Below are 20,697 nucleotides of genomic sequence, written 5' to 3'. Positions count from 1 at the left end.
TTAGTGTAAATAATATCTTTTATGACCTTATCACCAGTAATTCTTTTTGCCTACAACAGGCCTAATCACATTAAAAAAACGTTGGATGCATTGTCATTAAATCCAGAAGCAAAAGAGACTGAGTTATTCATTTTTTGTGATGGACCAAAATTAGAAATTAGTCCTGATGATTTAAAAAAAAATTATCAAGTTGCAGAAGTAGCAAAGAAAGAACATAGGTTTAAAAAAGTTGTTGTAACTATTCACAAAGAAAACAAAGGGCTAGCTAATTCGATAATAGACGGTGTTACTGAAATTATTAAGAAATACCATAAAGTTATAGTTCTGGAAGATGATATAGTAACTTCTATAGGTTTTCTTAGTTATATGAATGATGCTTTGACTTTTTATGAAAATGAAGATAAGGTGATGCACATTTCAGGATATATGTATCCACACAAGGAACAATTAAAAGGAACATTTTTTTATAATGTGCCTTTATGTTGGGGTTGGGCAACTTGGGAAAGGTCTTGGAAACATTTTAATAATGATGCTTTAACTTTATGGAAAGAAATCAACAATAAAAATCTTTTAGTTAATTTAGATAAGTTTGGAGAAGATTATCTAAGTAGTCAATTGGCCAATAATATATCTGGTTCATTGAATACTTGGTTCATAAAATGGCATGCATCAGTTTTGTTGAAAAATGGTTTCACACTTTTTCCCAGCAAATCTTTGGTTAATAATATTGGGTTTGATAATTCTGGCGTTCACAATGGAGTAAACAATGAATTTAACCATAACTCTTTAGCAAGTAGTATTGAGATAGAAAAAATTGATTTTGTTGAAAGCAAAAAGGGAGAAAAAATTATAAAGGATTTCTACAAAGGGATCAAACAAAAACCATTTAAAAGAAGCTTAAAAGGAAATTTAAAAAAGTTAGTCAGAAGTATTGTTTTTAAAGGTTTTCCAGAATTAAAGATCGTTTTAAAAAAAAGTATCCATAGCGACAAAATAAAAACTTATTTGGGAAAAAACACTAAAGTATATGCTCCATTTAGATTGTCAAATTCAATAATTGGAAATTATACATATATTTCAGACAATTCAGTTATTAACAATACTGTAATTGGAAAGTTTTGTTCTATCGGAGCAAACTTTATGTCTGGCAGAGGAATACATCCAACACAAGGTATATCAACCCATCCAATGTTTTACTCAACAGCAAAACAAAACGGACAAACTCTTTGTCTAAATAATAAGATTGATGAATTTAAACAGATAACAATAGGAAATGATGTATTTATCGGAATGAATGTGACGGTTTTAGATGGCGTTACTATTGGGGATGGAGCCGTTATTGGTGCTGGAGCATTAGTGTCAAAAGATATACCTCCTTATGCTATTGCCGTTGGAAACCCCATTAAAATTATTAAATACAGGTTTGATGAAAGCACTATAACCAAATTGTTAAAAATTAAATGGTGGAATTTTGATAGCGGGAATTTATATTTGATAGAAAAATATTTTTTTTCTATTGATGAGTTTATTAAAGAAGTTGAAAAAGAAAATTAATCTGACTATTTTATTTGTTAAACACAAAATTTGAGAACAACTATTTCTATAATAACGATAAACTATAACAATCTTGAAGGTTTAAAAAGTACTGTGGAAAGTGTGATAAATCAAACCTTCCAAGAGTTTGAATATATAATTATTGATGGAGGATCTACTGATGGAAGTTTTGAATATATAGAAAAAAACAAGGAATTGTTTGCATTTTGGATTAGTGAGCTTGATAGTGGTGTTTATCAAGCAATGAACAAGGGCATACAAAAAGCTTCGGGTGATTATATATTGTTTTTGAACAGCGGGGACCATTTTTATAATGACGACACTTTAGCAATCCATCAAAAGGAACTAACGGGCCAAGATCTGGTTTATTTTAACATCAAGGTCGTTGAAGCCTCAAAAACCTTCATAAAAAACTATCCAGACACCTTGTCTTTTTCTTATTTTGTGAAAGATACGCTGCCACATCCAGGCACTTTTATAAAAAAAGACCTGTTCAACAGTGTTGGGATGTTTAAGGAGGATTTTAAAATTGTATCAGATTGGAAGTTTTTTTTGGATGCCGTTTGTAAACACCAAGCCTCCTACAAGCATGTAAACAAAACCTTATCAGTGTTTTATCTGGATGGTGTAAGCTCAGATGCTACAAATGCCAGTATCATTTTCAAGGAAAAACAACAGGTGTTAAGATCAAGCTATGAGCCTTTTTTACAAGATATTGAAGACGTAATAACATATAAAGACATTTTAACAGGTTTAAAAAAATCAAGAATCATACAATGGCTGGTACGGTTAGGGTTCTTAAATAAATTTTAGATGAACACATTGGTATCCATCATAGTGCCTTGTTACAATCAGGCTCATTTTTTAGAGGAGTCCTTAACTTCTGTTTTAGCCCAAACCTATCCCCATTGGGAATGTATCATCGTAAATGATGGCAGTCCAGACAATATCGAAGTCATTGCTAAAACCTGGACCCAAAAAGATACGCGTTTTAAATACATAGCCCAATCAAATGGAGGATTGAGTCATGCTAGAAATACGGGAATTAAGGTAGCTGTAGGATCTTTGATTCTCCCTTTGGATGCTGATGATATTTTACATGAAATGTTTCTTGAAAAACTTGTTCCAGAACTGGAACAAAATGATTCATTAGCCATAGTTACTTGTTACAGTAAGTTTTTTGAGGAACATATTAAAAATGTGGTTCATAAGCTAAAACCACGAGGGACCACCTATCATGCCCTACTTTTTGAAAATTGTATCGTAGCAACGTCACTATACCGAAAATCGAGTTGGCAAGAAGTGGGAGGCTATGACGAAAGCATGAAACAGGGTTTTGAAGATTGGGAATTTTGGATTTCTTTATTGGAAAACGGAAAAACCTATAAAGTTGTTGAGGAATTTTTGTTTTTTTATAGAAAATCTAAAAAGTCTATGTTGACCGAAACGTTAGAAAAACATAGGATAGCCAATTTGGAATACGTGATTCATAAGCACAAAGACCTTTACATAAAGCATTTTGATAATACCAAGGCGTATCTTTTCTTTTTGGTTAATTTGTATAGGAGTAATGAATTAAAAGCAAAATCAACCATAGAATTCAAAATAGCCAAAATACTAAGCAAGCCTTTAAGGTTATTGGGCAAGTTTACTTCAAATAAATCATAATGATATCAGTAGTCATCAGGAATAAAAACCAAGCAGGCGCTTTGTCTTTTTTGTTGAAAAACTTAACAGAACGCTATGCCGATGACATTGATGAGGTGGTGGTAATCGATAATTTATCTACTGATGCCAGTGAACAAGTTGCCAAAACCTATGAAGCCCGATTTGAAACCATCACACAATTCTCTTATGGGGGCAGCGCCAATTTTGCGGCCAGCAAAGCCAAAAATCCTATAGTGGTCATTTTTAGTGCCCATTCCTATCCGGTGAGCCATGATTTTTTTAAGTTGATAAAGAACAAATTTGTTGAAAACCCCAATTTGGCCGGACTAAGATGTTTACATAATTCCAATGATTATAAAAATTATATAAACAATATTTCAGCAGTACAAGATCCAAACAAATCAGGATTGATTTTTTCTGGCTCAGTTTTTAACAAAAAAGTTTGGGAAAAACATCCCTTTAAAGAAGATGTTGCCACTTTTGAGGATAAAGAATGGACCGTAAGGGTTTTAAAGGCAGGTTATGATATTGATTTTGTGCCTTCAATTTTCAATTACGAAATAAATAGAACCAAAAAGCAACTATTTTTCAGATTTAAAAAAGATGTTGTTGGCAATTACCAATTATGGCATCAAGATATTGGATTAGCTAATGTATTGAAAGGGTTGGCTTTTAACCTTTGGAATGCCATTAAAAATCTATTTTTTGATGTTTGGTATGCGATATTAAGGTTCTTGTTTCTTTTAAAATTCATAAGCAATAAACCTAAAAAATTTTAACAGAAAATCTTAAGGATGCATAAAAATAATAATTTTGATTTTTTAAGATTTTTATTTGCTGTTTTAGTAGTTGTATCTCATGCGTACCCTCTATCGGGCAGTCATGAAAGTTCTCAATGGATTTATCAAATTACAAATGGTCAAATTGTTATTGCGCAAATTGGGTTAAGTGGCTTTTTTATAATAAGCGGCTATTTTATTTTTCAAAGCTTATCACGCAGCAAAAATCTTTTAGATTATTACAAAAAGAGGTTCTTAAGGCTTTTTCCAGCTTTAGCAGTTGTTCTATTAATTTGTCTAATTATTACTCCTTTTATGTACCAAGGAGAAGTGCCATTATTTAAAAACAAGGAGGTTTACACATATCTTCCATATAACTTAAGTCTGTACGGTTTTCAATCTGGTATTAAAGGGGTTTTTGATAATAATCCATATCATGCCATTAATGGTTCTTTATGGACTATAAGGCATGAGTTTACCCTATATATTGGGTTGTCAGTTTTGTTTTTTTTTAAAAATCACAAAAAGTATGTTCAATGGTTACTTCTAATGTTATTCATTACCATTAATGTTACGTTTGTGTTTTACAGAACAAGATTTGACGGGTCTTCATTTTTAGGGATGAATATTTTTGATACCCTTAATTTGGGTACTTTTTTTATTTTTGGAAGTTTTTTGGCATCAATTGAATTTGAAAAAATAAATAATAAAAAAATCTTATTGCTAATAGCTACATTGGTTTTGTTTTTATCAATTTATTTTGATTTTTACTCTTCAATGAAACATATATTATTAACAATAATAGTTTTGTTGATTGGCTTCATGCCTATTCCTTTTATGAGTAACTTTGGAAAAATTGGAGATATGTCTTACGGGATTTATATTTATAGTTTTCCAATACAGCAAACGTTAATGTATTATTTCAAAATGGACACCTTGTTTTTAATGTTTTATTCAGTTATCATCTCAATAATATTTGGATATTTTTCTTGGCACTTAATAGAGCGAAAGGCACTTAGCTATAAGAACGTGCCTGTTTTTAAAACTAAATTTAATTTTAGATCAGTAAAAAAGTAGGTCTTGTTTGACAACAATAATATTAACATATAGAAACCGGGATTTAAGCATTGTAAAAAAATGTTTGGATAGCTTATTGGTTCAAACAAGCAAAGATTTTTATGTTGTTTTGGTTGACTATGGGAGTGAAGAAACATTTAAAGAAAAACTGAAGAAATGTGTTGTCAATTATGATTTTATTAAATTAATCAGATGTGAAACTACACGTCAACTTTGGTGTAAGTCCAGAGCCATTAATATTTCACTCAAACAAATAGACACACCTTATTGCTTTGTGGGTGACGTTGATATGATTTACCACCCTAATTTTGTTGAAACATTACATAACTTAAATGACAATCAAGGAGCTACTTATTTTCAGGTTGGGTTCTTAAGTGAAACCGAATCAAAGAAAAGCAAAGCTTTTGGTGATTATGAAATTAAATTTCAGTCGAATCATGAAGCAACGGGCATGACTCTGTATGATACGGAACTGCTAAAGTCTATTAACGGTTATGACGAGTTTTACCATGGTTGGGGAAGTGAAGATACAGATGTGCATGTCCGCTTAAAAAATGCAGGATATAATGTTGATTTCCATAAAGAAAATATTTTGATTTTGCACCAATGGCATCCAAAAACCTATAGGTCAATAGAAAGTAAAGAGCCATTTCATTCGCAATTAGAACAAATTAATCATCAATATTTAGAATTTACAAGACAAACGAAAAAATGCAAAGCTAATTTAAGATTCGATTGGGGAGCTTACAATCAGTCTGATTATGACTCTTTAAATAAAGTAGATTTCAGCTGTAGCATAACCAATAAAGAAGCAGAGGTGAAATCGTTTGTTAGTAATGTTCTTTTGAGTGAAAGAAACAAAGTCATTTCAGTTTCAATAATAACAGACAAAAATTATAAGTCCATTAAACAAAAGACTAAAAAAATCTTTCAAAAAAAAACGGTGGCATTTTTAAAGATGTCAACTATCAATAATTTGCTTTTGGAATGTATAATTGATAATTTAAGAACTAACGCCTATCGATTTCAATACAATTCAAATAAACAGACAATTCATCTAATTATCAAGCTATGAGGATTCTTTTAGTAGCTATGAATTCCATTCATTTTGTTAGATGGACAGACCAACTAAAAGATTCAGGTCATGAGGTTTTTTGGTTTGATATTTTAGATGGTGGAAAAACCGATAGGTTGCCTTGGGTAAATCAAATTACGGGTTGGAAACAGAAGTATCCTTACTTTAAAGGAAGACATTTTATTAAAAAGCATTTACCGGTTTTATATAAAAAACTCGGGTTTTTAATTGAGAATAGTATAACAGTTAAATTTGAGGAAATATTGCATGAAATTAAACCCGATTTGGTCCATAGTTTTGTGCTGTATATTTCATGCACACCTATTTTGGAAGTCATGAAAAAGCATCATAACTTACCTTGGGTGTATTCTTCTTGGGGAAGCGATTTGTATTATTTTAAAAATATACCAAAATTTAAAAGAGACATTCTAAAAGTTTTGACGCATGTCAATTATTTAATCACAGATTGTAAAAGAGATATAAAAATTGCTAAGGAATTAGGATTTAATGGTAAAGTGTTGGGAACTTTTCCCGGCGGTGGTGGTTTTAATTATGATGAAGCTAATAAGTATATAAAACCAGTTTCTGAAAGACAAACAATTCTTGTTAAAGGATATCAAGGACGTTCTGGACGTGCCATAGAAATTTTAAACGCTTTAAAGTTGATTTCTGATTTGATAGAAGAATATAAAATAGTTGTTTTTGGTACAGACAAAGAAGTTGAAAATTATTTACAAGAAGAAAATATATCCAGTCTGTTAACCATAAAAAGTTTTCCAAAAAGAGATTTTTTACCTCATCAAAAGATATTAGAACTAATGGGAAATGCTCTTGTTTATATTGGCAACAGCAACTCTGATGGTATACCAAATTCATTATTAGAAGCAATTATTCAAGGGGCATTCCCCATACAATCAAATCCTGGAGGTGCTTCTGCCGAAGTCATTGAACATCATAAAAATGGTTTGCTAATTGAAGACTGTGAGAATCCCAAAGAAATAGCGCAACACATAAAGACGGCAATTTCAAATGTTGAATTATTAAAAAATGCTTTTCAAATAAACCAAAAGGAGTTGAAACCCCAATTTGAAAGAGCATTGGTTGAAAATCAAGTAAAGGAAGCTTACAATAAAGTTTTAAATAATTAATTTAATAAATATATGACAAATAAAAATGTCGTTCATTTTTTAGCAGCTTCAGACAGGGTTAATTACGGGGATTTGTTATTTCCAATTATATTTAGTAGAGTCGCAGAAAAAAAATCAGTTGATGCACAAATATATAATTATGGTATAATTAAAAGTGACCTTAGTTATTTTGGTGGTTACCCAACAAAATCTTACGGAGAATTGCATAGTAACTTGAAAAAATGGGGAGGGACCATTGTGATTGGCGGTGGTGATGTTTTTTTTGCGGGGTGGGAAACATTATATTCTTATATAAATCCTGTGTTTGTTAAATTAATGACACACAAATTTATTAGAAAGGTAAACTCTAGATTAAAAATACTCGATTATATATTGCACAAAAAAGGTGTGTTATTGCCTTTTGTGCCTGGAGTATTTGAGTTTAAAGCATCTAAAAAAATTCAAGTCGTTTATAATTCTGTTGGAGGCACATTTAACAATTACGATAATTCAAATTTTAACAAACAAGTTGTAGAAAGACTAAATTCTTCAATTCACATTTCAGTTAGGGATAATAGAACTATGGAGTCATTGAATAAATTTAATGTAAATGCAGTTTTATCACCTGATTCTGCTGTAATTATGTCAGACTTTTACTCGATGGAAGATATCAAAAAAAGAATAGTAATAGATACTGATATTATTCCAAAAAAATATTTTTTAATGCAATTTGGATTTAACAAATCTCCTGAAAACTTTAAGGAAACAGCATTGTTAATGGAGGAATTGGCTAGAAAACATGATGTGAAAATTATATTGTGCCCTATAGGTTTGGCATTAAAACACCAAGATGATATAGAATTGCAGAAAATTGAAAAGTATTCGTCTTCTTTTCAGTTTGTAATGCCAAAAAATATATATGATATTATGTGGCTTATTTCTAATTCAAAAGCATATATGGGTACAAGTCTACATGGTGCTTTAACAGCGCAAAGTTATGATGTCCCTTTTTTTTCTTTAAATAAAAAAATAAAAAAAGCAGATTCATATTTTAAAACTTGGTGTTCGGAAATTAGTGAAGGTTGTATTGATTTTAAAGATTTAAGTAGCATCGATATCAAGATAAAAAACTGGGACTCCCAAAAGGCGAGAGAGTGTTTAACAGAACAAAAGGTTTTAGTTTATAGAAATTTTGATGAAATTTTCAACAAAATAGAATTAATTGCTCAAAAATAAGTAATGGTAAAATACAATCACATGGTAAGTGTTTTTATGTTGGTTTATAACCAAGAACAATTAATTGAACAAACCATAGAATCCATTTTAAACCAAAAAACAAATTTTCCATTTAATTTAGTAATAGGTGAAGATTGTAGTATAGATAGAACTAAAGAAATCCTAGAAAAATATAAAAAAAAGCTTTCTTCACAAATAAAGATAATAACCTCAAGTCAAAACGTTGGGTTAATAAATAATTTTATTAGGACTGTAAATCAATGTGACGGGAAATATATAGCGATATGCGATGGTGACGATTTTTGGACTGACGAAAACAAATTGCAAATGCAGGTGGATTTCCTGGAAAGCAATCCAGATTATTCTATTGTTTTTACAAGAAAGCGCGATTTACTTCCAGATGGAAAAATAAGTATCTATCAAGCTGTAAGCCCCGTTGTTTCTAGTTTTTCCGACTTAGTTAAAAGAAATTACATACCTTCTGTAACGGCGCTTTTTAGGAATAAAGTACAAGGACAACTTCCTTTAAAATGGCTTAATAAATATCCTTATGGTGATTGGGTTTTGTATTTATATACTGTTAATAATGGTAGTAAAATAAAATTTATGGATACCATCACAGCAACCTATAGAAAAAACATTGGAGTTTCTGCAAAAATCAGGCAATCTGCATCTCAAGTAGTACTTGACAATTTAAATATTTTGAAGGATTTGTATAATGATAGCATATTTAAAAACAATAGGCCACTAATTAAGAAAAGCATTTTAGAGCATGAAGTTGATTATATGAAAAGGTTGAATGATGAGCGAAAATTTTTGAAAGCTTTTATTATGTTTTTTTGTTTGCTAGCCAATATTAACCCAATAAAATTAACAAGACAATATTTGTTTTCAATAAAAAAGCAGCTACTATAAAACTTATTTTTTAAAGAATCTTTACAAAGAATTTTTAAAATAAATATATTGCATAAAATATTAAATTCATGTTAAAAAAAATAGGCTTTATACCTCTCAGAAAAGGTTCCAAAGGAGTCATTAATAAAAATAAACGAAAAATGGTTGGTAGACCATTGTTTACATGGGTATTAGGTGAAGCTATTTTTTCTAATTTAGATGTGGTTTATGTCTATACTGACGATCAAGATATTATTGATTTTGTAAATAACGAATATCACTGGACAGATAAAGTTAAAGTTTTGTTCCGTAGTGTTGAAAGCGCTTCAGATACTGCTTCAACAGAATTTACTATACTTGAGTTCTGTGACAAAATAAAATATGATTTTGATGTATTTTGTTTATTGCAGGCTACTTCACCATTTACAACAAGAACTGATATTAATGCTTGTTTAGAAAAAGTTGTAGAAGATTTTGATTCGGCCTTGACGGTTGTAAATACTTATCGGTTTTTGTGGAATGAAAATGGAACACCCATAAATTATAATCCTTTAAACCGTCCAAGACGTCAGGATTTTGAAGGTTTATTAGTTGAGAATGGCGCTGTTTATACTATTACAAAAGAGGCTTTACAAAAGAGCAAGAACAGATTAGGAGATAAAATAGGTATTGTAAAAATGCCTGAAGACTCGTTGTTGGAAATAGATTCAGAAAGCGATTGGATAGCAGTGGAACAATTGCTTATTGAACGCCAAAAAAGAAACAAATGTCCAAAAAAAATCACCCATTTAGTGTTAGATGTAGATGGTGTGTTTACAGATGGTGCCATTGCTTATTCAAAAGATGGGGAACTTTCAAAGACTTTTGATATGCGAGATGGTATGGGACTTGAAATCTTACGTCAGTTTAATGTTGAGGTAATAGTGATGACTTCTGAGCAATCAGAGTTGGTAGAAAAACGTATGCAAAAGCTCAAAATTGAACATGTGTTTTTAGGTGTAAAAGATAAGTTTGCTCTTTTAAATCACATAGCTATAGAAAAAAATATTTCTTTGGATAATATGGCTTATATGGGTGACGATGTAAACGACTTAACCAATATTTGCAGTGTTGGTTGGTCTTTAGCTCCCAATAATGCAATGGATATTGTAAGGCAGCATGCAGATTTTGTGCTTTCTAAAAATTCTGGAGCAGGAGCTATTCGAGAAGCGTGTCAATTTATTTTTAATTATAATAAACGGTTTTAATAAGCCTAATACTTTTATGGATACTTACAAGCCCCCTTATGTAATTGCCGAAATTGGTTGCAACCATAAAGGAGATATGGATATTGCCAAAGAACTGATCAAAGTGGCCAAAATTTTTTGCAATGCCAATGCTGTTAAGTTCCAAAAGCGGAATAATAAGGAATTATTAACTGAAGAACAATACAATCAACCACATCCAAATCCTGCGAATTCCTATGGTAATACGTATGGGGAACATAGAGAATATTTGGAGTTTGATGTTAGTCAACATCAAGAATTAAAAACTTTTTGTGAAGATATTGGTATTGATTATTCAACATCTGTTTGGGATTTAACATCAGCCAGAGAGATTACATCTTTAAACCCGAATTTCATCAAAATACCATCGGCATGTAATAACAACGTCAAAATGCTTGAATGGTTATGTGAAAACTATCATGGTGAACTACATATTTCAACGGGCATGACTTCCAAGGATGAAATAGATGACTTGGTCAATCTTTTCAAAAAGCATAAAAGAAATAAAGATTTAGTGCTTTACAATTGTACGTCTGGATATCCTGTTCCTTTTGAATATGTTTGTCTTTTGGATATTAATTTATTAATAGAGAAGTATAAAAATGATGTAAAGCACATTGGTTTTTCTGGACATCATTTGGGAATAGCTGTTGATATTGCAGCCTATACATTAGGGGCTAATATTATTGAACGTCATTATACCTTGGATAGAACTTGGAAAGGAACCGATCATGCAGCGTCATTAGAACCCATGGGTTTGCGTAAACTTACAAGGGATTTAAATGCTGTTTATAAAGCGTTAAAATTCAAAAATCAAGATATATTGCCTATAGAGCAAGAGCAACGAAAGAAATTAAAAAACCAAAAAGCTTAAATATGTTCCTAAGTAATTCTTTACGACTTTTCTGGTGGAATGAAATCAAGATACAAGGCAAGTCTAAAGAAAATTATGGGGATCTTCTTGGGAAATATTTGGTAGAAAAAATATCAGGTAAAAAAGTGGTTTTTGCTTGGCCCAAAAAGTTTTCAATCTTTGATTGGTTTGAACCTATTTATGTAACTGTTGGTAGTATTTTGGGAAATGTCAATTATAAATGTATTGTTTGGGGAAGTGGCATCGTTTCAAGAGAGTATCCAATAAAAAAAGCAAAATTTTTAGCAGTCCGTGGTCCTCAAACAAGAAAATTTCTTTTAGATTCTGGATATAAAATTCCTGAAGTTTATGGTGATCCAGCTTTATTATTGCCAAAATATTACAATCCTATAATAAAAAAGGAATATAAAATAGGCATTGTTCCACATTACAGAGATTATAAATTAGTTAGGGCTTTATACAAGAACGAAGCCTCAATTTTGTTAATTGATTTAATGACCGATAATATTGAAGAAACTACAAATCAGTTTTTAAAATGTGAAAAAATTGTATCATCTTCATTGCACGGTATTATTGTAGCACATGCTTATGGCATTCCTGCTGTATGGGAAAAATTTTCGGATGATGTTTTTGGTGATGATATCAAATTTCAAGATTATTTTGAATCGGTTTCAATGAGTTTTTATATTCCAGAAATCAAAAATGAAACGATGACCTTTGAAGATTTTGAAAATTTGTTCAATAATAAAGAAACCCTTCCAAAACCAGAGAGGATTGATGACCTTTGTAAAGGCTTAATGGCTGTTTGTCCGTTTAAAAATTAATGTAAATGAAGAAAAAAGTATTTGTTTTATTCCCTGATGGTGTTGGTTTACGGAATTTCGCTTTTACAGATTTTAAACAAATTGGCGAGAATAAAGGATTTGATATTACATATTGGAACAATACCGTTTTTTCATTAAAAGATAATTTAGGTTTTAAAGAGTTGAAGATTGAAAACTATCAAATTCATCCGTTAACGCCATTATATTCCAGAGCCAGAAAGCATATTGAACTAAATATTTACGGGGAAAAATTCGATGATGAAGTTTATTCCACATATAAATTTCCGTTTTCATATAAAGGATTAAAAAACATATTTAAAGTATTATTTATAAAGGTTTTGATAGGGTTGTATTCCTCTGGTAAGGGGTTGGAATTTATTAGAAAAAAAATAAATAATTTAGAACGTAAAAACCCAAAATATGTTTACTGCAAAAACCAATTGGAAAAACATAAACCAGATTTAATTTTTTGTACCACTCAAAGATCGACTCAAGCCATAAGTGCGCTTTTGGTAGCTAAAGATTTAGGCATTCCTACAGTTTGTTTTGTGTATTCATGGGATAATGTGCCTAAAGCTATGCAGGTGGTTGAAACCGATTATTATTGTGTTTGGAGTGATTTAATGAAAAGAGAGATACTACAATATTATCCGTTTATAAATGATGAACAGGTTTTTGTTACCGGTACGCCACAATTTGAACCACACTATAATACAGCCTTGAAACAAACCAAGAAAGACTTTTTTAAACAATATAATTTAGATTTAAACAAAAAATATATTTGTTTTTCTGGTGATGATGAAACCACGTCTCCTTTAGATCAATATTATTTACAAGATTTAGCTAATGCTGTTAGAAGTTTGAATGCTAAAGATTATAATCTGGGTATTATTTATAGAAAATGCCCAGTAGATTTCACACCACGATATAATGCCGTTATTGAAGCTAATAAAGATATTATTACAGTTTTAGATCCTGTTTGGAGGCAAGTTGGAAACATGTGGAACGAGGTTTTGCCAATGAAAGAAGATTTTAAGATGCTTTATAATGTATGTGAGTATAGCGAATTTGTAACAAATGTATGTTCTTCAACCGTTTTTGATTTTGTAGCTCATAATAAACCCTGTATTTATTATAATTATGAACAACCACAATTGAAAAGGGGTATTCGAGATATTGGTCAGAATTACAAATATGTACATTTTAGGAGTATGCCAAGTGACAATGCTGTGGTTTTTTGCACCAATAAAAAAGATTTAAAAGATTTGGTTAAACAAATACTAGATGGGAATTTATCAAATGTTGCTGAGGGTTTAAAGTGGTTTGAAATAGTAGCAGGAAAAACACCAAAAAGGGCTTCAGAAAATATTTGGGAAACCATCGATAAGATTTTGGATTAATGAAAATAGCTTTCATCACATCAGAATATCCTCATCCCAAAATATCCCATGCGGCTGGTATAGGTACTAGTATTAAAAATTTAGCCATTACTTTAAAGAAAAAAGGTATTGGCGTTTCAGTATTTGTATACCATCAAAATGAAGATGCTGTTTTTTGCTATGAAGGCGTTGAAATTCATTTAATTAAAAAGAAAAGATATAAATTATTTACTTGGTATTTTTACAGAAAACATATTCAAAACTATGTAAATGAAGTAGTTGCTAAAAATCATATTGATGTTTTGGAAGCTCCAGACTGGACAGGAATTACAGCTTTTATGAAATTTAAAGTACCATTGGTTATTCGTTTTCATGGTAGTGATGCTTATTTCTGTAAGTTGGAAAACAGACAACAAAAGGTTAAAAATTTTTTCTTTGAAAAGCTGGCATTAAAAAGTGCATCAGCTTACATTGCACCAACAACCTTTGCAGGGGAGGAAACCAGAAAAATTTTCGGTGTACATAATGATAAAATAAGAACCATTCATTATGGTTTGCAATTGGAGAGCTTTGTAAATGAGTTTCCAGAAGTTTATAACAGAAACACCATACTTTACATTGGTACCATAATAAGGAAAAAAGGTGTTTTTGAGTTGGCTAAAATATTCAATAAAATCGTGGAAGAAAATCCAGAATCAAAACTTATTTTAATTGGTGGTGATGCACCTGATATCAAAACAGGTAATACATCTACTTATAAATTGATGGCACAAGAGTTTTCTGAAACAGCAAAAACCAATGTGGATTATTTAGGAAAGATACCTTATTCGCAAGTAAAAGAACATATTAAAAAAGCGCATGTCTGTGTATTTCCATCATTTGCAGAAACTTTAGGTATGGTAACCATAGAGTCTATGGCACTGCAAAAACCCGTAGTCAATACCAGTATTGGTTGGGCACAAGAGTTGATAGATGATGGCATCAATGGTTATTTGGTGCATCCAGCCAATATTGAGTTATATGCACAGAGGGTTTTAGAACTTTTAAATGATGAACTTTTGTGTGAAAAGATAGGTAGAGAGGCTCGAAAAAAAGTTGAAAAAACTTTTGATATTAATAAAATTGCTGACATAAACATTGCATATTATAATTCTATTTTGAAATGATTTTATTGGTGCATAATGGTATTACTGTAGATGAAGTTTGTTTAGTAACTAATAATATTACTATTGATTTCAACCCTAATGAATCCATAATTTCTGTTTTAAAAGAAGTATCGATAACTTATCCGGATGAGTTATTGGTTTGGGTAAAAAGAGATTATAAAGCTCTATTGGATTACAATGAAATAGAATCTTTTTTTTATCATAAATGTATTATGGCATCATATTCTGTTACTGGAAATTATTGTATTTCTTCTAGAATAGGTTATGTAGAACAAACGCCTTTTACTAATGTTTCTCGAGATGTAAGCTTTCCAACTTGGTTAATGAGCACAGATGTTGGTGGTATTTTTACAGAAACTTTTAATAGAATTATAGAAACAGTTTCTTCCAACAAAAATCCAGATTATTTTTTAACTTCTTTAGCCAAACACAATATGCCTTTGGGTTTGTTTTGTTATTCAAATCCAAAATTTTTAAAACAGAATGCCGAGCAAAAAACAATTGAAAGATCTTCAGTTTTGTTACTTTTTAAGTTTGTGAAACAGCATTATAAGTCTGTTTGGGTATTCAACTTATTTGTATGTTATATTCTTTTTGAAAAGCAATTGCCAGTTTTTCCTTTTTTAAATGCTTTGTTTTATAAAAGAAATAAAAAGAAAGTTTATCTCGATCCTTTGAGATTTGCATCAACTAAACCTACAATAACTAATAAAACAATAGATGTTATAATTCCAACTATTGGTAGAAAAGAGCATTTATTCAATGTCTTGAAGGATTTAGAAAAACAAACATTATTGCCAAATAATGTCATTATCATTGAACAAAATCCAGATAAAGGAAGTAAATCTGAATTAGATTATTTACAAAACCAATCATGGCCTTTTAATATTATTCACAAGTTTTTAAAAAGCACAGGTGTATGTAAAGCTCGAAATATGGCACTAAAATTTGTCGATAGTGATTGGTGTTTTTTTGCAGATGACGATATAAGAATTGAACCAAATCTTATTGAAAATATTTTTAAAACCATTGAAGTTTTAGGTGTGGAAAATTTGAATTTACTTTGCTTGCAACCTCATGAAAAACAATCATATTTTTATGTAAGCCAAACCGATATATTTGGTTCAGGTTCTAGCATCGTAAAAACGTCTTTTCTTGATAAAGTTGTTTTTGATACTAGCTTTGAATTTGGTTATGGTGAAGATTCAGATTTTGGAATGCAATTAAGAAAAGTAGGAGCTGATATTATTTTTATTCCAACAATTAGGATAACACATTTAAAAGCACCAATTGGTGGATTTAGAACCAAGCATATGACAAGATGGGAAACAGAGAGTATACAACCAAAACCATCACCAACATTAATGGTTTTTATAAAAAAGCACTATAATACCTTTCAAACAGTTGGTTATAAATATACTTTGTTTCTAAAATTCTATAAAAAGCAAAAAGTTAAAAATCCGATAGCTTATTTTAAGCTTATGCAAAAACAATGGAAACAAAGTGAATATTGGAGTGAAAAATTAATGAAGAATAATGCTTAACCTTTTTACAGATAAAACTTTTTTGACAGAAAAATATCGTCGAGATGTTTTTCCTTTATTGTTTGATTTGTACTTTTTAAATAGCGAAATCTTAGCAGACCATTATCTATTAGTTGATGATGTTTTAAAAAGTGATTTTATTATATTACCAATTGACTATGCTAAGTTTTTAAAATTTAAATTAGCTTTGAAAAAGCTTCAAAAACTATCAAAAATTCACAATAAACCTATTTGGATTTATACAGCTGGTGATTATGGTTTTACAAATTATATAAGGAATAGTTATACCTTTAGGTTAGGTGGTTTTAAGAGCAAACACACACAAAACACATTTATTCTACCATCTTTTATTAATGACCCTTATTTAGATTATTTAAAAAGCGGATTTTCAACAGTAAAAAAAGGAAATGCGCCAACTATTGGTTTTGTTGGTCATGCTCAAGATGGATTAAAAAAATATATTAGTGAATCAATTAATCATTTAAAATATAAGTTTAAAAAGGCATTTGGACTAATTATTGCTGATTTCCAATCCTTTTATCCTTCAAGTATAAAACGTAAAAAGTATTTGTCTGTATTACAAAAGAGTAGGCTCTTAAAAACCAATTTTATTTTAAGGAATAATTATAGGGATGGTGTAAAAAATGACATTGAAAGGCATCAATCAACAAAAGAATTTTATAACAATATGTTTAAAAATGCTTATACATTTTGTAGCCGTGGCGTAGGGAATTTTTCCGTTCGTTTTTATGAAACTTTGGCTGTTGGTAGAATTCCGATACTTTTGGATACAGATTGTAGATTACCGTTGGAAGGCTTAATTGATTGGAGCGAACATTGTGTTATATTAGTTGAAAGTAGCAACGTGTCTTTTGAGCAGCAAATATTAAATTTCCACAATTCAAAATCAGAAGAATCATTTGAAGCCATTCAAAAAGCTAATAGAATGCTTTGGGAGACGCATTTGAGAAGAGACATGTTTTTTTTGAAAATTCATGATCTCTTTATAAATAAAAAGATGAATCATGCATAAGCCATTTGCACTTGTTGTATGCACTTATATGCGGCCAAATCCGCTTTTAAAGTTGTTGCAATCTGTTGAAAACCAAACGTTGTATCCCAATGAGATTTTAATAATAGATGGTTCAACTAATGATGATACTAAAGCCGTTCTAAACGATAATCCATTTGAAAACTTAAAGTATTATAAAGTTGATGACCATGAAAGAGGACTTACCAAGCAACGCAATTTTGGCTTGAATCTAGTTCCAAAAGCATGTGACATCATTTGTTTTTTGGATGACGATATTGTTTTGGACACTTATTATTTTGAAAACTTAATAAAAACTTATTCAGAATATTCAGATGCCTTGGCGGTTGGCGGTTATATTACAAATGAAGTGGTATGGGAATTGTCCGATAACAAGAATAATCCATCAAAGTTTTATTATGATGGATGGATGCGTAACGAGCCATCGAGATTTAAAATTAGACGATTTTTTGGTTTGTTGCCTGATGCTGAACCAGGTTTTATGCCAACCTTTTCGCATGGGCGCTCCATTAGTTTTTTGCCTCCTTCTGGTAAAACCTATCAAGTTGAGCAACTCATGGGAGGCGTATCTTCCTATAAAATAAGCGTTTTTGATACGATGAAATTTTCTACTTATTTTGCGGGATACGGATTGTATGAAGATGCTGATTTCTCATTACGGCTAGCCAAAATGGGGAAGTTATATATCAATACAAAGGCTCAATTAGCTCACTATCATGAGGAATCTGGACGACCTAACAATTTTTTATATGGTAAAATGGTGGTTAGAAATGGTTGGTATGTTTGGCGTGTAAAATATTCCAATCCATCGTTAAAAGCCCGATTTAAGTGGCATGCTACAATCATCTTACTTACTAAAATACGACTACTAAATATAGTGACCACTACAAAACGAACAGAAGCTTTAACAGAAGGTTTAGGTCGGCTTGTTGGTTGGTTTTCCATTATCTTTAATGCGCCTAAGATAGAACGATGAAATTTTTAATCATAACACATGTGTTGCATAAAAGTCAAGGCAATCAATATTTTGCCTATGCTCCGTATGTCAATGAAATGAATGTGTGGTTAAAATATGTCGATACCGTTCACATTGTTGCGCCTCTGGTTTCAGATTCTATTTCCCAAATAGATTCGGCATATCATCATGAAACGATATCCATTTCAAAAACCCCTTCCATTGAGTTTACCTCATTTAAAAAAATAATCCGCTCTTTATTTAAGCTTCCAAAAATATGTTATACAATTTTTAAAGCCTGTAAAACTGCCGACCATATCCATTTGCGATGCCCTGGGAACATGGGTTTGTTAGGATGTTTCATTCAGATATTATTTCCAAAGAAAACAAAAACAGCCAAATATGCCGGTAATTGGGATCCTAATGCCAAACAGCCATGGAGTTATAGATTGCAAAAGTGGATATTGAGCCATACATTTTTAACCAAGAACATGCAGGTTTTGGTATATGGCCATTGGGAACACCAAACAAAGAACATCAAACCATTTTTTACGGCGAGTTATTACAATTCTGAAAAAGAAAGTGCTATAACACGGGATTATACTGGGGAATTGCGATTTGTTTTTACAGGTAGTTTGGTAAATGGTAAGCGACCGTTGTTGGCTATTCAAGTTGTTGAAGCTTTACATGATGAGGGATTAAAAGTGAGATTGGATATCTATGGTGATGGCATTTTGAGAGAAGAATTACAACAGTATGTCACCAAACACAATCTTGAACAGGTGTTTTTTTTTCATGGAAACCAATCAAAAGAAACGGTTAAAGAGGCCTTTAAAAAGGCCCACTTTGCATTGTTGCCATCAAAATCTGAAGGTTGGCCCAAAGCTATTGCAGAAGCAATGTTTTTTGGAGCCATTCCTATTTCCACCAGAATATCCTGTATACCTTTTATGCTTGATTATGGAAAGCGAGGCATTTTAATTGATGCGGATTTAAATAAAGCTGTCCTTCAAATTAAAACAGCTATAAACAATATTGAAACATTGGAATTAATGTCAAAGCATGCGTCTAATTGGTCCCAAAATTATACTTTAGATGTTTTTGAATCTGAAATTTATAAACTCTTGAAGTGACTATGAAGGTTTTGCAATTAATAGACTCATTACATGCTGGTGGTGCCGAACGGGTAGCGGTCAATTATGCAAACGCGTTATCATCTCGGATTGATGGTTCATTTCTGTGCGCTACCAGAGAGGAGGGTTTATTAAAAGAAAGTTTGTCTACGACTGTGACGTATTTGTTTTTAAAGAAAAAATCAACTTTGGATTTCAAGGCTATCAAAACACTTAACCAGTTTGTGAAGAATAATGATATCGATATCATTCATGCCCATAGCTCGTCTTTTTTTTTAGGAACTCTTATAAAAATATTGAATCCTAGAATAGTATTGGTTTGGCATGATCATTATGGCAATAGTGAGTTTTTACATGAACGTCCCAAGTTGGTTTTGAAATACTGTTCAAGATTTTTTGATAGGGTTTTATGTGTAAATACGACATTAGAAAAATGGGCAAAATTACACTTGTATGCAAAATCAATTAGTTATTTGCCAAATTTTCCTGTTAAGGATTCTACTTCGTCAAAATTAATCTTAAAGGGACAAGAAGGTAAACGGACAGTGTGTCTGGCGAACTTAAGGCCTCAAAAAGATCATTTTACATTGTTAAAAGCTTTTAAACAAATTCATCATGTAAATCCTCATTGGAGCTTGCATTTGGTTGGTAAGGATTTTAATGATGATTATTCAGACACAATAAAAGCCTATATTGTCAAACATCGTTTAGAAAATCATGTTTTTATTTATGGAAGTAGTTCAGATATCCATCATATTCTCACCCAAAGCACAATAGGGGTGTTGTCATCAAAATCAGAAGGCTTACCTTTGGCGTTGCTAGAATATGGCTTGGCAGGATTGCCTGTTATAGTGACCAATGTTGGAGATTGTAAGCAGGTTGTTTCCAATAGTGACTTGGGACAATTAATTCCATCAGAAAACAGTAATGCACTTGTTGATGCCTTTCAAGTATACATAAATGATGAAGCATTGATGCGTGAAACTGGAAAGCGGCTTCAGTTTAAGGTTACAACATCCTTTTCTGAAAACAAAATTATGGAAGAACTAATTAAAATTTATAATCAGCATTTAAAATGAAATGGCCTTTGTACTAT

The 20,697-nt window shown here is 31.1% G+C and carries 19 protein-coding genes; all 19 read left to right on the top strand.

Annotated elements, in window-relative coordinates; all coding sequences use genetic code 11:
* Positions 1–21: 21 nt before the first annotated feature.
* The 19 genes from IEW94_RS04895 to IEW94_RS04805 all read left to right on the top strand — a co-directional run bounded on the left by IEW94_RS04895 (position 22) and on the right by IEW94_RS04805 (position 20,680).
* Positions 22–1,554, top strand: a complete 1,533-nt coding sequence (locus IEW94_RS04895; RefSeq protein ID WP_229669453.1) for a DapH/DapD/GlmU-related protein — start codon at positions 22–24, stop codon at positions 1,552–1,554.
* A 30-nt stretch (positions 1,555–1,584) separates the two neighbouring features.
* Positions 1,585–2,367: a glycosyltransferase family 2 protein gene (locus IEW94_RS04890; RefSeq protein ID WP_188650601.1), complete on the top strand. Its 783-nt coding sequence runs from the start codon at positions 1,585–1,587 to the stop codon at positions 2,365–2,367.
* On the top strand, positions 2,368–3,222 hold the full coding sequence (locus IEW94_RS04885; protein ID WP_188650599.1) for a glycosyltransferase family 2 protein: 855 nt from the start codon (positions 2,368–2,370) through the stop codon (positions 3,220–3,222).
* Positions 3,222–4,001, top strand: coding sequence for a glycosyltransferase family 2 protein (locus tag IEW94_RS04880; protein ID WP_188650597.1), 780 nt, complete (start codon positions 3,222–3,224; stop codon positions 3,999–4,001). Before IEW94_RS04885 ends, IEW94_RS04880 begins: the two co-directional genes overlap by 1 nt.
* A 15-nt stretch (positions 4,002–4,016) precedes the next feature.
* The gene (locus IEW94_RS04875) at positions 4,017–5,078 is read left to right on the top strand and encodes an acyltransferase family protein (RefSeq protein WP_188650595.1); all 1,062 of its coding nucleotides are present in this window, start codon (positions 4,017–4,019) and stop codon (positions 5,076–5,078) included.
* A gap of 7 nt (positions 5,079–5,085) precedes the next feature.
* The gene (locus IEW94_RS04870; RefSeq protein ID WP_188650593.1) at positions 5,086–6,153 is read left to right on the top strand and encodes a glycosyltransferase family 2 protein; all 1,068 of its coding nucleotides are present in this window, start codon (positions 5,086–5,088) and stop codon (positions 6,151–6,153) included.
* A complete protein-coding gene (locus IEW94_RS04865; protein ID WP_188650591.1) occupies positions 6,150–7,301 on the top strand; it encodes a glycosyltransferase in 1,152 nt (383 codons plus the stop codon). The genes IEW94_RS04870 and IEW94_RS04865 overlap by 4 nt, the downstream gene beginning before the upstream one ends.
* 12 nt (positions 7,302–7,313) lie before the next feature.
* Positions 7,314–8,516 (top strand): polysaccharide pyruvyl transferase family protein, encoded by a 1,203-nt coding sequence (locus IEW94_RS04860; protein WP_188650589.1) that lies wholly within the window; start codon positions 7,314–7,316, stop codon positions 8,514–8,516.
* Positions 8,517–8,537: 21 nt separating this feature from the next.
* Positions 8,538–9,431, top strand: a complete 894-nt coding sequence (locus tag IEW94_RS04855; protein WP_229669452.1) for a glycosyltransferase — start codon at positions 8,538–8,540, stop codon at positions 9,429–9,431.
* Positions 9,432–9,499: 68 nt separating this feature from the next.
* Positions 9,500–10,657 (top strand): acylneuraminate cytidylyltransferase, encoded by a 1,158-nt coding sequence (locus tag IEW94_RS04850; protein ID WP_188650585.1) that lies wholly within the window; start codon positions 9,500–9,502, stop codon positions 10,655–10,657.
* A 16-nt stretch (positions 10,658–10,673) separates the two neighbouring features.
* Positions 10,674–11,549: an N-acetylneuraminate synthase family protein gene (locus tag IEW94_RS04845; protein ID WP_188650583.1), complete on the top strand. Its 876-nt coding sequence runs from the start codon at positions 10,674–10,676 to the stop codon at positions 11,547–11,549.
* A 2-nt stretch (positions 11,550–11,551) separates the two neighbouring features.
* The gene (locus IEW94_RS04840) at positions 11,552–12,373 is read left to right on the top strand and encodes a polysaccharide pyruvyl transferase family protein (RefSeq protein WP_188650581.1); all 822 of its coding nucleotides are present in this window, start codon (positions 11,552–11,554) and stop codon (positions 12,371–12,373) included.
* A gap of 5 nt (positions 12,374–12,378) precedes the next feature.
* Positions 12,379–13,773 (top strand): glycosyltransferase family 28 protein, encoded by a 1,395-nt coding sequence (locus IEW94_RS04835; protein WP_188650579.1) that lies wholly within the window; start codon positions 12,379–12,381, stop codon positions 13,771–13,773.
* On the top strand, positions 13,773–14,918 hold the full coding sequence (locus IEW94_RS04830; protein ID WP_188650577.1) for a glycosyltransferase family 4 protein: 1,146 nt from the start codon (positions 13,773–13,775) through the stop codon (positions 14,916–14,918). Before IEW94_RS04835 ends, IEW94_RS04830 begins: the two co-directional genes overlap by 1 nt.
* Positions 14,915–16,462 carry a glycosyltransferase family 2 protein gene (locus tag IEW94_RS04825; RefSeq protein WP_188650575.1) on the top strand — a complete coding sequence of 516 codons (1,548 nt, stop codon included), beginning with the start codon at positions 14,915–14,917 and terminating at the stop codon, positions 16,460–16,462. Before IEW94_RS04830 ends, IEW94_RS04825 begins: the two co-directional genes overlap by 4 nt.
* Positions 16,463–16,484: 22 nt before the next feature.
* On the top strand, positions 16,485–17,495 hold the full coding sequence (locus IEW94_RS04820) for an exostosin domain-containing protein (protein ID WP_188650573.1): 1,011 nt from the start codon (positions 16,485–16,487) through the stop codon (positions 17,493–17,495).
* Complete coding sequence (locus IEW94_RS04815) at positions 17,488–18,489, top strand: glycosyltransferase family 2 protein (protein WP_188650571.1); 1,002 nt, start codon at positions 17,488–17,490, stop codon at positions 18,487–18,489. The genes IEW94_RS04820 and IEW94_RS04815 overlap by 8 nt, the downstream gene beginning before the upstream one ends.
* Positions 18,486–19,601 carry a glycosyltransferase family 4 protein gene (locus IEW94_RS04810; protein ID WP_188650569.1) on the top strand — a complete coding sequence of 372 codons (1,116 nt, stop codon included), beginning with the start codon at positions 18,486–18,488 and terminating at the stop codon, positions 19,599–19,601. Before IEW94_RS04815 ends, IEW94_RS04810 begins: the two co-directional genes overlap by 4 nt.
* 2 nt (positions 19,602–19,603) lie before the next feature.
* Positions 19,604–20,680: a glycosyltransferase family 4 protein gene (locus IEW94_RS04805; RefSeq protein ID WP_188650567.1), complete on the top strand. Its 1,077-nt coding sequence runs from the start codon at positions 19,604–19,606 to the stop codon at positions 20,678–20,680.
* The last annotated feature ends 17 nt before the right edge of the window (positions 20,681–20,697 follow it).

The sequence above is a fragment of the Yeosuana aromativorans genome (assembly GCF_014646655.1).
In the GTDB taxonomy this organism is placed as follows: domain Bacteria; phylum Bacteroidota; class Bacteroidia; order Flavobacteriales; family Flavobacteriaceae; genus Yeosuana; species Yeosuana aromativorans.
The sequence above is the reverse complement of the archived record's forward strand: the minus strand, read 5'-3'. Positions and strand labels throughout refer to the sequence as shown.

Excerpts from the sequence above, each read along its gene's own strand:
- IEW94_RS04895 (WP_229669453.1), top strand. The coding sequence starts at position 22 with ATGACCTTATCACCAGTAATTCTTTTTGCCTACAACAGGCCTAATCAC.
- IEW94_RS04885 (WP_188650599.1), top strand. The coding sequence starts at position 2,368 with ATGAACACATTGGTATCCATCATAGTGCCTTGTTACAATCAGGCTCAT.
- IEW94_RS04880 (WP_188650597.1), top strand. The coding sequence starts at position 3,222 with ATGATATCAGTAGTCATCAGGAATAAAAACCAAGCAGGCGCTTTGTCT.
- IEW94_RS04875 (WP_188650595.1), top strand. The coding sequence starts at position 4,017 with ATGCATAAAAATAATAATTTTGATTTTTTAAGATTTTTATTTGCTGTT.
- IEW94_RS04865 (WP_188650591.1), top strand. The coding sequence starts at position 6,150 with ATGAGGATTCTTTTAGTAGCTATGAATTCCATTCATTTTGTTAGATGG.
- IEW94_RS04860 (WP_188650589.1), top strand. The coding sequence starts at position 7,314 with ATGACAAATAAAAATGTCGTTCATTTTTTAGCAGCTTCAGACAGGGTT.
- IEW94_RS04855 (WP_229669452.1), top strand. The coding sequence starts at position 8,538 with ATGGTAAGTGTTTTTATGTTGGTTTATAACCAAGAACAATTAATTGAA.
- IEW94_RS04850 (WP_188650585.1), top strand. The coding sequence starts at position 9,500 with ATGTTAAAAAAAATAGGCTTTATACCTCTCAGAAAAGGTTCCAAAGGA.
- IEW94_RS04845 (WP_188650583.1), top strand. The coding sequence starts at position 10,674 with ATGGATACTTACAAGCCCCCTTATGTAATTGCCGAAATTGGTTGCAAC.
- IEW94_RS04840 (WP_188650581.1), top strand. The coding sequence starts at position 11,552 with ATGTTCCTAAGTAATTCTTTACGACTTTTCTGGTGGAATGAAATCAAG.
- IEW94_RS04835 (WP_188650579.1), top strand. The coding sequence starts at position 12,379 with ATGAAGAAAAAAGTATTTGTTTTATTCCCTGATGGTGTTGGTTTACGG.
- IEW94_RS04830 (WP_188650577.1), top strand. The coding sequence starts at position 13,773 with ATGAAAATAGCTTTCATCACATCAGAATATCCTCATCCCAAAATATCC.
- IEW94_RS04825 (WP_188650575.1), top strand. The coding sequence starts at position 14,915 with ATGATTTTATTGGTGCATAATGGTATTACTGTAGATGAAGTTTGTTTA.
- IEW94_RS04815 (WP_188650571.1), top strand. The coding sequence starts at position 17,488 with ATGCATAAGCCATTTGCACTTGTTGTATGCACTTATATGCGGCCAAAT.
- IEW94_RS04810 (WP_188650569.1), top strand. The coding sequence starts at position 18,486 with ATGAAATTTTTAATCATAACACATGTGTTGCATAAAAGTCAAGGCAAT.
- IEW94_RS04805 (WP_188650567.1), top strand. The coding sequence starts at position 19,604 with ATGAAGGTTTTGCAATTAATAGACTCATTACATGCTGGTGGTGCCGAA.